This window comes from Subsaximicrobium wynnwilliamsii, assembly GCF_007997225.1.
Lineage (GTDB): Bacteria > Bacteroidota > Bacteroidia > Flavobacteriales > Flavobacteriaceae > Psychroserpens > Psychroserpens wynnwilliamsii.
Genome location: NZ_VORM01000002.1, coordinates 170159 through 184473, shown reverse-complemented (window position 1 = coordinate 184473; position 14315 = coordinate 170159). Strand labels below are relative to the sequence as shown.

The 14315-nt window shown below is 40.2% G+C and carries 14 protein-coding genes; 9 read left to right on the top strand and 5 right to left on the bottom strand.

What is annotated here, in order from left to right; translation table 11 throughout:
• Positions 1-117: 117 nt before the first annotated feature.
• The 3 genes from ESY88_RS02200 to ESY88_RS02190 form a co-directional block, all read right to left on the bottom strand.
• The gene (locus tag ESY88_RS02200; protein ID WP_147085264.1) at positions 118-525 is read right to left on the bottom strand and encodes a hypothetical protein; all 408 of its coding nucleotides are present in this window, start codon (positions 523-525) and stop codon (positions 118-120) included.
• Entirely contained in the window at positions 506-1096 is a 591-nt protein-coding gene (locus tag ESY88_RS02195; RefSeq protein WP_147085263.1) for an RNA polymerase sigma factor, read from the bottom strand. Before ESY88_RS02195 ends, ESY88_RS02200 begins: the two co-directional genes overlap by 20 nt.
• Positions 1097-1455: 359 nt before the next feature.
• Positions 1456-2934, bottom strand: coding sequence for an aminopeptidase P N-terminal domain-containing protein (locus ESY88_RS02190; protein ID WP_147085262.1), 1479 nt, complete (start codon positions 2932-2934; stop codon positions 1456-1458).
• Between the two features lie 240 nt (positions 2935-3174).
• On the opposite strand from ESY88_RS02190, the gene gcvT reads away from it, so the two are divergent.
• The 8 genes from gcvT (at position 3175) to ESY88_RS02150 (ending at position 10095) form a co-directional block, all read left to right on the top strand.
• Positions 3175-4245 (top strand): glycine cleavage system aminomethyltransferase GcvT, encoded by a 1071-nt coding sequence (gene gcvT, locus ESY88_RS02185; RefSeq protein ID WP_147085261.1) that lies wholly within the window; start codon positions 3175-3177, stop codon positions 4243-4245.
• Between the two features lie 3 nt (positions 4246-4248).
• The gene (locus ESY88_RS02180; RefSeq protein ID WP_147085260.1) at positions 4249-5163 is read left to right on the top strand and encodes a glutaminase; all 915 of its coding nucleotides are present in this window, start codon (positions 4249-4251) and stop codon (positions 5161-5163) included.
• 244 nt (positions 5164-5407) lie between these two features.
• On the top strand, positions 5408-6241 hold the full coding sequence (locus ESY88_RS02175) for a sugar nucleotide-binding protein (protein ID WP_147085259.1): 834 nt from the start codon (positions 5408-5410) through the stop codon (positions 6239-6241).
• Positions 6242-6715: 474 nt separating this feature from the next.
• On the top strand, positions 6716-7006 hold the full coding sequence (locus tag ESY88_RS02170; protein WP_147085258.1) for a 4a-hydroxytetrahydrobiopterin dehydratase: 291 nt from the start codon (positions 6716-6718) through the stop codon (positions 7004-7006).
• A 302-nt stretch (positions 7007-7308) separates the two neighbouring features.
• Positions 7309-8031 carry a YebC/PmpR family DNA-binding transcriptional regulator gene (locus tag ESY88_RS02165; protein WP_147085257.1) on the top strand — a complete coding sequence of 241 codons (723 nt, stop codon included), beginning with the start codon at positions 7309-7311 and terminating at the stop codon, positions 8029-8031.
• Between the two features lie 130 nt (positions 8032-8161).
• The gene (locus ESY88_RS02160) at positions 8162-8908 is read left to right on the top strand and encodes an NYN domain-containing protein (protein ID WP_147085256.1); all 747 of its coding nucleotides are present in this window, start codon (positions 8162-8164) and stop codon (positions 8906-8908) included.
• Between the two features lie 310 nt (positions 8909-9218).
• Positions 9219-9602, top strand: a complete 384-nt coding sequence (locus ESY88_RS02155) for a hypothetical protein (RefSeq protein WP_147085255.1) — start codon at positions 9219-9221, stop codon at positions 9600-9602.
• 19 nt (positions 9603-9621) lie between these two features.
• The gene (locus ESY88_RS02150) at positions 9622-10095 is read left to right on the top strand and encodes an HAD domain-containing protein (RefSeq protein ID WP_147085254.1); all 474 of its coding nucleotides are present in this window, start codon (positions 9622-9624) and stop codon (positions 10093-10095) included.
• A gap of 33 nt (positions 10096-10128) precedes the next feature.
• On the opposite strand, the gene ESY88_RS02145 is transcribed toward ESY88_RS02150, so the two are convergent.
• Complete coding sequence (locus ESY88_RS02145; protein ID WP_147085253.1) at positions 10129-11367, bottom strand: glycosyltransferase; 1239 nt, start codon at positions 11365-11367, stop codon at positions 10129-10131.
• Between the two features lie 48 nt (positions 11368-11415).
• On the bottom strand, positions 11416-11883 hold the full coding sequence (locus ESY88_RS02140) for a heme-binding domain-containing protein (RefSeq protein WP_147085252.1): 468 nt from the start codon (positions 11881-11883) through the stop codon (positions 11416-11418).
• A 288-nt stretch (positions 11884-12171) separates the two neighbouring features.
• Here ESY88_RS02140 and purB point away from each other — a divergent pair, with 288 nt between their 5' ends.
• On the top strand, positions 12172-13515 hold the full coding sequence (gene purB / locus ESY88_RS02135; RefSeq protein WP_147085251.1) for an adenylosuccinate lyase: 1344 nt from the start codon (positions 12172-12174) through the stop codon (positions 13513-13515).
• Positions 13516-14315 lie beyond the last annotated feature (800 nt).

Below are 14315 nucleotides of genomic sequence, written 5' to 3'. Positions count from 1 at the left end.
AAGTTCATTATGCTTTCAACGGATTGAGGGTTTGCTGTATTCATGAAACGTTCACTATCTCCGTTACGCGCCTTTTTTAGGGAGCTTCGTAAGTAGTCCCGCAAAAATTCTATTTTCTTAATTTCGCTTATCAAGATAGTGTTTGAGTATGGGGATTTGGATACACAGCATCAAACAGAACAATACTACTGCATAAACCCCTGCCTGAGACATTTCAAGCCCAGAAAAAGGATTCGCCAAATTATGTTCTAAAAAAGCGTTGAGCGCAAGATTCTTTTTGGTTTCTGAAGCCGTTTCTGAAGTAGCGATAAACACATATCCAAAGACTGCAACGACCAAGACTGCCAAGCCCACCCAAACCGGTGTAGCGATCAAAGGCTTATAACGAAATAAACTCGATCTATTTAAGGAATGAATTTGCGACATCAGGTTTTTGGTAAAATCAGTTGAAGTTTGCTCCACGGAAGATGTCCCCATGACCTTTCGGTTCAAATCATCTAGTTGTTTATCTACGTTCTCTTTCATAAGTCGCTATAATTTCCGGTTCTAATTGTACTTTTAAAATGCTGGCCAATTTCTTTCGGAATCTAAATAATTTGACCTTGATATTATTCGGCGTCAAATCGACCACTTTAGAAATTTCTTCCAAAGATAAATCATCAAAATAATATAAGGTCAATAAAAAAGCATCGTCACTTGGTAATTGGGCTATGCATTTTTTTATGGTTTCATTCTTTTCCGCAGTCATTAATTGCTGCAAGGCGTTGTCTATGGTTTTGAGTTCGTGCTCGGTAAACTCATCAATGGGCACATCATTTAAATGCTTTTTATTCTTTTTGATGCGGTCCAGACAGGTGTTGTAAGCCACACGATAAATCCAAGTAGAGAACTTCGAATCGCCCTTAAAATTGGCTAGAGATTTGTAAGCTTTTATAAATGTATCCTGCGCCACTTCTTCAGCTTCTTCCCTATTCTTGAGCATTCGCAAGGCCAAGGTAAATACCAAATCCTTGTAATTATCAACCAACACCGTGAACGCGCTCGTGTCGCCTTTCACTATTTGATTGATGAGTATTTGGTCTTTGTTGATGGTCATTCTTAGCTATGACGACAGCGATCAGGCTTTGGTTACAGATTTTTGCTTCAATGTTCAAGGTTCAAAGTTCAAAGTTTAAAGTTCAAGGTTGTAGGTTGTAGATTGTAGGTTGTAGATTGTAGATTGTAGATTGTAGATTGTAGATTGTAGATTGTAGATTAATTAAAAATACGATTCAATCTCAAAAGCCAACTTCATTATTCAACATTGGTCATTCGATGTTCGATATTTGAGGTTAGAAGGAGTTAGATGTTAGATGTTTGTAGGTTCTAAAATCAAATTCTAGATTCCAAATTACAATTAAAATGAAAAGGGATACAAATTTCGAGATGTAACTCACTTATTTACGACATTAAAAATCAATCCAAATTTGGTAAGTCCAAAGCATTCAAAACACTTTTTTCTTTCATTAATTTCTCGATCGCGCTTGAGCTACGAGGTGCTTCCGCCGAAAGATTTTCAGGACCAACGGCAGTAATCAAGATATCATCCTCAATGCGCACAGCTATCCCGTACCATTTGGGATCGCAATCACTACCTTCTGGGATGTAGATTCCGGGTTCTACGGTAATGACCATATTCGCTTCCAAAGCCCTGTAAAGTCCGGGGTCATGCACGTCCAACCCAATGTGGTGGGAGCTCCCGTGTGGAAAATACTGTCTCGCATCGCTTTCATGTTTAGCAATACCCAAATCTACCAAACCTTTATAGATAATCGCTCTTGCTGCAGCATCTGGCATTTGGAAACTGGCTCCTACCACACAGGCCTCAATACCGGCTTCTTGTGCCTCATAGACCAAGTCATAGATCAATTTTTGCTCTTTATTGAATGTTCCGTTGGCAGGAATGGTTCGGGTTACATCGGCGGTGTACCCGTGATATTCGGCTCCGAGATCCATCAAGACCAAGTCATTTTCTACCTTGGTTTTAGAATTTTCGATGTAATGCAAAACGCAGCCGTTATTACCAGCACCAACGATACTGGGATAACCTTCATATTCGCTGCCATATTTTTTGTAGATGTACTCATGAACGCCCTGAATTTCAGTCTCAGACATCCCAGGATGCATGGCCTTCATGATTTCACGCTGCCCCATGGCCGAGATGCGCACCGCTTTTTTCAGCAAGACCAGCTCTGCCTTGGTTTTAATCTCGCGCAATCCGGCCATGAGCGTTGATAAACTCTTGGTATCGGTCTTCACAGCTTCCGCTTTGATGTTGGCGTTGTCATTTATTTCTGGATCGTTCGTTGTATTCTCAATTTTATAATCATCAATTAGTTGGATCTGGCGCTTAAAAGAGTGTACCAAATCAAATAAATCTGCCTTGTCCCTCGTATCGCGATAATCGTCTCTAAAATCAGTGAACATGACCTTATCGTACTTTGAAAAATCGATTTTTGAATTTAGGAATTCACTTCCGTTGAAGGCGCTTTCAAACCCAAGTTGGGCTTTTGCTCCTTCAACTCCCAATCTGCGGCCCGTCCATTGCTCTGCCCTTGCATTGCGTTCTTGCACGTAAAGTTGTTCGTTGTATTTAGTGCCGTCGGGATCCTGCTGGTTTTCAGAAAAAACAATCAATACAGCATGTGGCTCTTTATACCCAGTCAAATAATAAAAATTAGGGTCTTGATGGTACACATAATCCACATCATTGGCCCGATTGCGCACAGCATTGGCAAAAAACACCGCCACCGTGTTTGCCGGCATTCGATTTCGGAGTTCAGTGCGTCGCTCCTTATGAAATTGGGCACTGAGGTAATCCTCCGGCAAACCCCTCTGAGAAAACCCAATGCTACATGAAGAGATAAGTAAGATCAATGTTTGAAATAGCTTCATCTGTGCTGAATTTAAAGAACTAGAAAATTAAGTATTATCCCCATATCTTAAGCCAACAATTTCAATATTAACATTTCATTAGGGAGGTATTAACTGCGGAAGGCTCCACGCGTACCATTAATTTTCGATACTTTTGCGGGAACCAAAGCGAGTTGGTGTGAGCTGTGAGGAATGAAGTTGGAAGTAGTAAGCACGGCGCTTTAAGATGAACTCGAACATTAAACATTGAATCTAACAGATATGAAAAACACAGCTTTAACTGCGACTCACGAAGCGCTTGGCGCCAAAATGGTGGAATTTGCAGGATATAACATGCCCATACAATACGACGGACTAAAAATTGAGCACGAGGCAGTGCGCACTGGTGTTGGCGTTTTTGATGTGTCACACATGGGCGAATTTTTAATTGAAGGTCCAAATGCTTTGGCACTCATTCAAAAAGTCACTACCAATGACGCGTCCAAACTCAGGATTGGCAAAGCGCAATATACGTGTTTGCCCAATGATGATGGCGGGATTGTAGATGACCTTATCATTTACATGATCGAGGAAGACAGCTATCTTTTGGTGGTCAATGCCAGCAATATTGAAAAAGACTGGAATTGGATTTCCTCCAAAAATGATGTAGATGCCAAGATGCGCGATTTGAGTGACAATTATTCGCTACTGGCAATTCAAGGGCCAAAAGCCATTGAGACGATGCAAGCTTTGACCTCACATGATTTATCGTCCATAAAGTTTTACAATTTTGAAATTGGCGATTTTGCCGGCGTTCCACATGTGATAATTTCTGCAACTGGATATACTGGAAGTGGCGGTTTTGAAATCTATTGTAAAAATGATCAAGTGCAACAAATTTGGGATAAGGTTGTAGAAGCGGGTGCAAAACCCATCGGTTTGGCTGCTAGGGACACCCTTCGATTAGAAATGGGCTATTGTCTCTACGGAAACGAAATTGATGAGACCACCTCCCCTATTGAAGCCGGGCTGGGTTGGATTACCAAATTCACCAAACGCTTTACCAATTCTGAAAATCTTTCAGAACAAAAGCAAAGTGTGCTCAAACGGAAGCTGGTCGCCTTTGAACTCACAGAAAAAGGCATCCCGAGAAATGGTTACGACATCGTTGATTTGGAAGGCAAATTGATTGGTAAGGTGACTTCAGGCACCATGAGTCCTTCCTTGAACAAAGGTATTGGTCTTGGCTACGTGGAAACGAAATACAGCGATTTTGGAACAGGAATCTATATTCAAATCAGAAAAAACGCAGTGCCAGCCCGAATCGTGAAGCTGCCGTTTTACAAAGGATAATATATGCCAGATTACCAAAGCATTTTAGAAGATATTTACCAAAAGCTGTCGCTTGATCCCGACCGTGGCGAGGTGGCGTCTTACATTCCCGAATTGGCCAATGTAGATCCCAATGCCTTCGGCATTTATTTGCAATTGGTCAATGGCGAGAGTTATGAAGTGGGCTTATCACAAACCCATATCTCCATACAAAGTATCTCCAAAGTGCTCACACTGGCCATGGCCATTCATATTGAAGGCCTCAACCTATGGGAGCGCGTGGATATTGAACCTTCTGGAAACCCTTTCAATCAGCTCTCCTTATTGGAACTGGAAAGTGGCATACCCAGAAACCCACTCATCAACGCGGGTGCCTTGGTCATTGCCGATGTGCTGGTCACCCATTTCAAAGAACCTAAAAAAGAGTTTTTGGAATTTGTGAGAACCGTAACCAATGATCAAAGTATTGATTACGACCAAAAAGTCTTAGAATCGGAATTCTCCACAGGCTTCCGAAACTACGCTGCTGCCAACCTTTTGAAAGCTTACGATAATTTGCACAACGATGTTGAAGAGGTGCTGGATTTCTATTTTCATCAATGTTCCTTGAGCATGACCTGTGCCCAACTGGCCAAAGCTTTTTATATGTTTGCCAATAAGGGCAAAGACATGCAAGGCATACCGCGACTCAAGAAAAGATACGTAAAGCGCATCAATGCCATCATGCTTACCTCTGGTTTTTATGATGAAGCAGGCGAGTTCGCCTTTGAAGTGGGCTTACCTGGAAAAAGTGGTGTTGGGGGTGGCATCATCGCCCTATTGCCCAATGAATTTGTCATTTCCGTTTGGTCGCCAGGACTCAACGAGAAAGGCAACTCCAAATTAGGCATGGAGGCTTTGGAGATGTTTACCACGCAAAGTAATTTGTCGATATTTTAAATCAACCATCTTTGAATAGCCCCAAGATCGCTGCGCTTTTAGAGCCAAGAATCAAGACTAAATAAAGCTAACATTATAGCTTTTTTTTTCAGCATCAAAAAAACAAATAAAAATCAAATTAAACCCATCCTGAGAGGTCCTTTTTTGACCTTGTAGGCACCATTTATCAATTCGAAACGACTTTCCGATTTTGGTAAATATCAGTAAAACAATAACGAAAGACACAATTAAACTTGACTGAAAAATGAGCACGTTTGACAATAAACATAGAATCCTAATCCTTGGCGCCAGTGGTTTTCTGGGCAACGCCATTTACAGGGAGCTGTGCGCTTATTTTAAAACCTTCGGCACTTATCGTGTGGCCAAGAAAAGCTTCGAGGACAATCGGCAATTTTTTCAGTACAATGTGGAGGAAGACGATGTGTATGAGCTCTTGGAAACGACAAAACCTTCGATCATTATTTCTTGTTTGCGTGGTGATTTTCATGCCCAAGTCATGGCTCACCAACATATCGGGGAATATCTAATGAGGCATGAGTGTAAAATCATCTTTCTTTCTTCGGCCAATGTTTTTGATGCCTATAGCAAATACCCTAGCTATGAGCTGGATAAAACCTTTAGCGGAAGCATCTACGGCCATTTTAAAATCAAGATTGAAAACATGTTGCTTCGCCTTCCGAAGAAAAAAGTAGCCATCGTAAGATTACCAATGGTTTTGGGTGCACAGTCACCACGACTAAAGGAACTCAAACAGCATTTGGAAGACAAAACCGCGATTGAAGTATTCCCGAACATCATTATGAACGTCACGACCGATTCTAAAGTGACCCAACAAATCCACTACATCATCAATAGGGATGAAACGGGAATTTTTCATTTGGGAAGTACCGATTTGGTGCATCACGATGAATACTTCAAAGACATCGTGAATCAAATGGCCCAAAGCAACGGCGTGATTTATAAGCAGGTTTACACCACCAACGAGGATCGTTATTTAGCAGTTTTACCAAAGTACAACAAGTTGCCCAAGCACCTACAGGTCACTAGCGATCAGGTTTTGGCAGATTTGAATAAGTGATTTTTTGTTGTTGTTAGTTGTTAAAACTAGATAGACTTTCAACAACTAACTCAATTTCATTATTCGTTATTCAGAATTCGACTTTCCAAAATCTTAAATATATTTTCTCTCGCGAGCCTGCTTGCGGGTAGGCAGGGGCGCTAAGATGCAGAGAAAAATTTTCAAGGTTTAAATCAAGACTGTTTTTTATTGGAAATTATATGTTGGAAATCATTCATAAATTTCTCGCAAACCTGCCTGCCGTTAGGCCGGGGCGCTAAGACGCAGAGAAAAATTTTCAAGGTTTGAAGCAGGCTGCTTTTTTTTGGAATTTGGCGTTTTGTTTTAGGAAATTCTATGTTTCGTCAATCTCTAAAGTTGCATCCATAGTACTTACAATTGTAAGTATCCATTCAAATAGAATCGTATGTAAGAAACAGGTCTTTTTTCCGAAGAAATTTTATTACTTTTATGCTATAAAAACAACAGAATATCATGAGTAAATTATCAAACGAAGTCATAGAGAAAAAATTATTGCAATTTCCAGATTGGGAGCTCAAGGATGATACGCTTTACGCGGAATTTGAATTTGAGAATTTCAAGGATTGCTTTAGTGCCATGAGCAGAATTGCCTTTGAATGTGAAGCCCAAAACCACCACCCCAATTGGAGCAACGTTTATAATCTTCTTAAAATTTCTTTATCCACCCACGATGCCGATGGTGTGACCCAAAAGGATTTTGATCTGGCGGAAGCGATTGAGGAAATTGTGGAAGTTGAAGACTAAAGCACACTTGGGCTTTGGCCCAAATGTGGTAGATTCCAAAAAATAAAATTCCGAAATCCAAAAGCTGCAAATCAATAAGCTCGGGGCAAGCCCATAAGCTATGATTTGAAAGATGTTCCTGGTATTTCAAGGCAAGCCTTGGGGAATACAGCCCTCTGGAGGGATTTAAAGTGGAGATAAGGATTTTGATTTTATTTCAAGGACCAACTTTGAATCTTAAATCCTGAACCTGGCACCGTCGGAACCTTGAATTATAGACTTACTGCGGAAAATCAGTAACAAAAAACTAAACTTAACTAATTATGGGAAGAGCTTTTGAGTTCCGTAAAGCACGAAAAATGAAGCGTTGGTCGGCAATGAGCAAGGCTTTTACACGTATTGGCAAAGACATCGTCATGGCGGTTAAGGAAGGTGGCCCAGACCCAGATGCCAATTCTAGGTTGCGAGCGGTAATCCAAAATGCGAAATCTGTTAACATGCCCAAAGACACTATTGACCGTGCAATCAAGCGCGCCTCCGATAAGAGTCAGGGTGATTATAAAGAGGTTGTTTTTGAAGGCTATGCGCCACATGGCATTGCGATACTTGTGGAAACCGCGACCGATAACAACACGCGAACAGTGGCCAACGTGCGCGCCTGTTTCAATAAATGCGATGGCAGTATGGGCGTATCGGGCTCGGTAGTGTTTATGTTTGACCATAGCTGTAATTTCCGTATCCATGCGGAAGGTCTTGACCCAGAAGAACTGGAACTGGAATTTATCGATTTTGGTGCAGAGGAAGTCTTTGCCGATGATGACGGCATTCTCATCTACGCACCTTTTGAAAGTTTTGGCGCCATCCAATCTGAATTGGAATCTCGCGAAATTGAAATCCTTTCCTCAGGTTTTGAATATATCCCACAAGTGACCAAATCACTTTCCGCAGAAGAAATAGTAGACGTTGAAAAACTCTTGGAAAGGTTGGAAGAAGATGACGACGTGCAGAATGTATATCACACGATGGAAGAAAGTTCGGAGGAATAGCTTTAAAACACAACATCGAATCATATCAACTGAATGCATTTCAAATAAATTGCTTCAATTTCTAGTGCAATGGGATACGGAATAAGAAAAATTGCATACAAATAATTGACGCTGATCATTAACAATTACTATGAAAGATAAAAATCTTGCAGTTCTCATTGACGCAGACAATGTGCCTTACGCTCATGTCAAAGAGATGCTCAATGAAATTGCAAAATACGGCAATCCAACCATCAAACGCATCTATGCAGATTGGACGATGCCAACGGTTTCCGGCTGGAAAAATATTTTACTTGAAAACGCGATTACGCCCATTCAACAATACAGTTATACCTCAGGGAAAAACTCAAGTGACAGTGCTTTGATCATTGATGCCATGGATTTGCTGTATTCGAAAAAAGTAGATGGTTTTTGTATTGTTTCAAGCGACAGCGATTTTACCAGACTTGCAACCCGCCTTAGGGAAGCTGCAATGTTCGTCATTGGCATTGGTGAAAAGAAAACACCTCAACCTTTCATCACGGCTTGTGACAAGTTCATTTACATAGAAATTCTCAAAAAAGCACAAGATTCTGACTCCACCGAAAAACCAAAAAAACAGCCGAATGCAAAGACTGAAACATCTTCAGTAAGTAAAATTGACAAGAATCTCATCAAACTCATGAAAGAAAGTATTGATGAGATCTCCGATGAAAACGGATGGGCTTTTTTAGGAACATTAGGAAGTTATATCATTAAAAAGAAACCTGACTTTGATCCCAGAAATTATGGTTTTCCGAAATTATATCCTTTGATAAAAAAAATAGGCGTCTTTAAAATCGAAGAAAAAGAAACTGGGGTAAACAATATTAAACACATTTATATCAAAAATAAGTAGCATTTTAAGCAAAGTTCAAAAGCTATAATCAATTGCCGTGATTTGTGGAAATTTGGAAGGTTTGCAAATCGATCCGATCCGTGTATTTCGTTTCAAGTTAAACAAATTGAAATCAAAAAAAGTAAAAATTACTGCTCGCGCTAAATCACAGCGTCTGCATCCCTTTTAAAAATCACGTTTCCCATGCCAACGGCTGCGCATAGGCCTGACAGAGTCACTCTCCTAAAGGATGAAAACGGAGATCTGATTTACAACTAACACACTGGTAACCCATAGTTTAGCTTAGCAGTATTAGAATCCTTCAGAAAAAATGAACGTCTTAGACAAAACCAACATCCTGAATACCATTGCAAATAAGCAGGCAGAATTGCGTTCTACCCACAAAAAATTGTCATTGCCGCTCATCAACAGGCTCTACAAAAAAATGGCAAGGGGCATAAAATTCGATGCGATCAAAGTCTGCGATAGTTTGATAATTGACGGTCATCATCGTTATATAAGTTCCCTTTTGGCAGATGTGGATCTAGAAACTTTAAAATCCCCAAAAACATCTGCAACCATTGCTTACGATTGGACTGAAGTTGATTTTGTTGCAGAAGACTGGGATACGGAAGACGATATTTTGCACTGGAATCATTTGGATGCTCAATCCAACATCCTCGCTTTGGAAGAACTGCTAGAACTCACGCGCTAATTTTTATTATCTTTGAATCATGCTCATTTACTTAGACATAGACGGTGTTATGGTGCCTGCCAATTCTTGGAGGCAACTTAAAATTTTAGAGGACGGTTTTCCTGAGTTTAGTTCAAGAGCGACACAAGCCTTGAATAAGATCATCGCCAAAACAGGTGCTGATATTGTTTTAACCACCTCCCACAAAACTCTTTTTTCTTTAGAACAATGGGCTGCCATTTTCAATCATCGCCATATTCAAGTCAATAACATCTCTCGCCTTCCCGACAATGTGAGCCTTTTAAATAGAAAAGATGAGCTTTTGAAATGGTTCGAAAGCCAAGATACCAACCAGGGCTTTATCATTATTGACGACGACAAGTCACTGAACGCCTTACCCGACGTCTTGAAAAACAAACTCATACAAACCAGCGCATCGGTAGGCCTAACAGATTATTTGGCGAATGAAGCACTGGAAATCCTCTCAAAGTTTGATATCGGGCAAGATTCGTAATAAAGCACTAAGTAAGATTTTAAATACCTTGAATTAGGGCTTCTTATGCTTAGCCTCGATCCATTTCCCCATATATTTTGTGCTTTGCAAACTGTGATGCTGCAACAACTGCCCGATAAAATTCTGTTGGCGTTCTCGTTTGTAGTTTTGCACTAAACGACTTAATCGCGCTGCAAACTCCGTCTCAAAATGCGACTTTGAAAATTTAGTGGATAAAATCTCAAAGCCTTTGGCTTGTTTATCTAACCAAAGCGTTTCGTTTTCATACAATTTTACAGCTGCTTCAGAAAATGCATCAGGGGAATCACAAATAAAGCCATTGGCAATTTCAGGAGTCATAATGCCTTCTGCCCCAAAAGTGGTAGTAATTAAAGGGGTCCCATTTTGCAGCGCGTCAAAGATTTTTCCTTTTAGTCCCGCACCAAAACGAATCGGCGCCAATAGCATTCTAGAATCTTGCATGACCTCATTGACGTCTTCCGCCCAGCCTTTAATCAAAAATCCTTCTTTTTCATTGTGAAGCTCACTTACTTTCTGCGGCGCATAAGCCCCATAATTATGAAGTTCAGCCTTTGGCAGTTGCTGTCTGATTTTTGGCCATATCGTTTCTTTGAGATACAGCAGCGCATTGTAATTGGGAGGATGTATAAAATTACCAATCGTCATAAAATGAGCACGGTCTTGGTATTTGGGCAGTTCTATTTTTGATGCTTCGGAAGGCGTTTCAACCAAAAACGGCAAGTAAAACAACAAGTCACTTGAGATTTCAAAGCGCTGTCGCAAGAGCTGTACTTCAGCTTCAGAAATTATCAAACTCAAATCACAGCGATACATACTCGCGATTTCACGTTTGGTGGTATCGCTGATTAAGAAGTCATTTTCGTTCTTGGCATTGCTCTTGAAAGCGGCTTCCCTAGCCTTCCGCAGAAAATGCAAATCTTCCGTATCCAAAATTCTCAACGCTTCGGGAAGCTGGTCTGCGACACGCCAGCCAAATTGCTCCTCGCTCATAAAACGATCAAAAAGCACAACATCAGGTTTTAATTTCAGAATGAATTCGTCAAAACTGGCATCGTTGAGTTTAATACCAATCTTATCAACTCCAATTTGTTCTAGGTCAAAAGCATTGTTAGATTTAGCACAGGCAGTCGCAAAAGTAATTTGATAATCTTGAGCCTTAAAAAAATAAATCAATTGCAGCATCCTACTACCCGCAGCCGAACTTTTAGGCTCAGGCCACACAAAACCGATGATGAGTAGCTTTTTATTCATTGCTATTGGCAGTTAGCTCGTGGATTTTGGAATTTGGAATTTGGAATTTTAATTACTTACCAAATTATAGCCAGCTCTAACCGTTTTCGCCCATGCCACGACCGCTTTAATCTCTTCATCGCTCAATTTTGCTTCGGCATGTGTATAGGTATAAGATTCCAGTGGCATATTTTTTTTCTCAACTTCCTCAATCAATTCCTCGAGTTTGTGATCTTTCTTTTTAATCGTATAACGATCCCAACTGGAAGCATTGAAATGTTCTTTTCCTTCCTCTATATGGTCGGCCAACCAATAATTTAGGGGTGTGATCCTATCGTACCAAGGGTAGCGCGTATAATCGCTATGGCAATCGTAACAGGTATTTTCAAAGATGCTTTGCACATTTTTGGGCATATTGGTTTCCACAGTAAAGGCATTTAAACTCGCCAAATCGCCTTGGTTTTTTTTGGGCGCGAAGAATTGCATGATGACCAACACTATCAATAATACCACAAGTATTTTTTTGACGACTTTCATTTTTATTAGGTTAACTTTTAAGAATTTTTAAAATTAACAAAAACATCTTGACCACCAATCAACTTTGGAAGGAATAAAATTTCTTGACCATTGGTGTAAAGTTAGCGCTAAAGCCCATTCCAAAACGATAAAGACCGAATTGGATTGAACCCAAGATTCAAATCATGCTTGAGTGCGGCTCGCATATAAAGCGCAAAGGCACATCTCAAAAAAGATCAAAGAACGGAAGTCCAGAGTATCCTTTCCTAATTCAATTGCCTATCTTTGGCGCTTCAAAATCTTAAAGCCATGTCAATCTCATCACTCAGCGCCATTTCACCAATCGACGGTCGTTATAGAAACAAAGTCAGTAATCTCGCCCCCTACTTTTCTGAGGAAGCACTCATTAAATACCGGGTTCGGGTAGAGATCGAATATTTTATCGCACTTTGTGAATTTGGATTGCCACAATTAAAGGACGTTGATAGCAGCACTTTTGAAGATTTAAGAGCCATCTACACCAATTTTTCTTCGGAAGATGCGCAGGCCATTAAGGACATTGAAAGCATTACCAATCACGATGTCAAGGCGGTTGAATATTTTATAAAAAAGCAGTTTGACCAACTGAAACTGTCTAGGTTCAAAGAATTCATTCACTTCGGATTGACCTCGCAAGACATCAACAATACCGCAATTCCTTTGAGCATTAAGGAAGCGATGAACGATGTTTATGTTCCTGAATATTTAGAGGTCTTTAAAACATTGAAGTCCTTGGCGAACGATTGGAAAGACATCCCAATGTTGGCAAGAACTCACGGTCAGCCAGCTTCCCCAACGCGATTGGGCAAGGAGATTGAAGTCTTTGCCGCCCGTTTGGAAGCCCAATTTGATTTATTGAACGACATCCCAAGTGCGGCCAAATTTGGAGGTGCCACCGGAAATTACAATGCCCATAAAGTCGCCTACCCTGATAAGGATTGGAAAGCATTCGGTACAAAATTTGTTCAGGAAACACTGGGTCTGCACCATTCTTTTCCTACCACGCAAATTGAACATTACGACCATTTGGCCGCGCTTTTTGACGGCCTCAAACGTATCAACACCATTGTTATTGATCTTGACCGAGATATCTGGACCTACGTCTCGATGGAATATTTCAAACAAAAAATCAAAGAAGGCGAAGTGGGCAGCAGCGCCATGCCTCATAAAGTCAACCCGATTGATTTTGAGAATTCTGAGGGAAATCTTGGCTTCGCCAATGCTATTTTCGAACATTTATCAGCCAAACTACCAATTTCAAGATTACAGCGTGATTTGACCGATAGTACCGTGTTGCGCAATGTTGGCGTACCTTTTGCACATACCTTGATTGGTTTTAAATCTACCGTAAAAGGCTTACATAAATTATTGCTGAATAAAGCCAAATTCGCACAAGATCTGGAGCAGAACTGGGCAGTGGTCGCTGAAGCCATCCAAACAATTTTACGTCGTGAAGGCTATCCAAACCCTTATGAAGCCCTAAAAGGATTAACCCGAACCAATGAGGTCATCAATGCGAAATCCATAGCAGCGTTTATTGATACTTTGGATGTTTCCGAAGCCATAAAAACCGAATTGAAAGTGATTACACCGAGTAATTATACGGGAATCTGAGAGAACGCCGAATAATGAATTCTGAACACAGAATGCTGAAGTATGGATTCGAATATCCACATGAAGTTTTGTTTTTAGGAATGAGCTGTGAAGGATTAGCGATTTAAAATTTTTGATTGACGATTGATGATTGTTGATTTTGAATTGTTTTACATTATTTCTTCAACTATAAAAACCGAATTGAAAGTGATTACACCGAGTAATTATACGGGAATCTGAGAGAACGCCGAATAATGAATTCTGAACACAGAATGCTGAAGTATGGATTCGAATATCCACATGAAGTTTTGTTTTTAAGAATGAGCTGTGAAGGATTGGCGATTTAAAATTTTTGATTGACGATTGACGATTGATGATTGTTGATTTTGAATTGTTTTACATTATTTCTTCAACTATAAAAATCCTTAAAATTTGCCATATCAAAATAAAAGGCTCTAGTTTAATCAAGCGTTGATTCTTTAAATTTTTTTATTGTTGTCCGATAAGAGTAATACACGATTCTGGGAAACCCCATTCTATATTTAGTCCCTACGGGACTAGCCTTTGCAGGGGTTCTATTTAGTTACCCATATTAAATGCCTAACGGCATACTGTCCGCCGCGGCGGACATCATATGGTGTTTAACCGGACACTACTGAAATTTTATTTAAAATCCAAATATTTTGAGCAGTCTCAACTCTAGAAAACTCAATTATTCCCTTTAGTTCAGGGCAAAATTAATTGAATTTTCGACATCATATTTTTGCCCCTCCCTAAAGGGCGACATGATGCCGAAAATTGTAATGCAACGTTATTATACC

What these genes read in the sequence shown, in the direction of transcription:
- ESY88_RS02140 (WP_147085252.1), bottom strand. Translation starts at nt 11,883, where the DNA reads ATGAAAGTCGTCAAAAAAATACTTGTGGTATTATTGATAGTGTTGGTC.
- gcvT (WP_147085261.1), top strand. Translation starts at nt 3,175, where the DNA reads ATGAAAAACACAGCTTTAACTGCGACTCACGAAGCGCTTGGCGCCAAA.
- ESY88_RS02190 (WP_147085262.1), bottom strand. Translation starts at nt 2,934, where the DNA reads ATGAAGCTATTTCAAACATTGATCTTACTTATCTCTTCATGTAGCATT.
- ESY88_RS02180 (WP_147085260.1), top strand. Translation starts at nt 4,249, where the DNA reads ATGCCAGATTACCAAAGCATTTTAGAAGATATTTACCAAAAGCTGTCG.
- ESY88_RS02150 (WP_147085254.1), top strand. Translation starts at nt 9,622, where the DNA reads ATGCTCATTTACTTAGACATAGACGGTGTTATGGTGCCTGCCAATTCT.
- ESY88_RS02170 (WP_147085258.1), top strand. Translation starts at nt 6,716, where the DNA reads ATGAGTAAATTATCAAACGAAGTCATAGAGAAAAAATTATTGCAATTT.
- ESY88_RS02200 (WP_147085264.1), bottom strand. Translation starts at nt 525, where the DNA reads ATGAAAGAGAACGTAGATAAACAACTAGATGATTTGAACCGAAAGGTC.
- ESY88_RS02165 (WP_147085257.1), top strand. Translation starts at nt 7,309, where the DNA reads ATGGGAAGAGCTTTTGAGTTCCGTAAAGCACGAAAAATGAAGCGTTGG.
- ESY88_RS02145 (WP_147085253.1), bottom strand. Translation starts at nt 11,367, where the DNA reads ATGAATAAAAAGCTACTCATCATCGGTTTTGTGTGGCCTGAGCCTAAA.
- ESY88_RS02155 (WP_147085255.1), top strand. Translation starts at nt 9,219, where the DNA reads ATGAACGTCTTAGACAAAACCAACATCCTGAATACCATTGCAAATAAG.
- ESY88_RS02160 (WP_147085256.1), top strand. Translation starts at nt 8,162, where the DNA reads ATGAAAGATAAAAATCTTGCAGTTCTCATTGACGCAGACAATGTGCCT.
- ESY88_RS02195 (WP_147085263.1), bottom strand. Translation starts at nt 1,096, where the DNA reads ATGACCATCAACAAAGACCAAATACTCATCAATCAAATAGTGAAAGGC.
- ESY88_RS02175 (WP_147085259.1), top strand. Translation starts at nt 5,408, where the DNA reads ATGAGCACGTTTGACAATAAACATAGAATCCTAATCCTTGGCGCCAGT.
- purB (WP_147085251.1), top strand. Translation starts at nt 12,172, where the DNA reads ATGTCAATCTCATCACTCAGCGCCATTTCACCAATCGACGGTCGTTAT.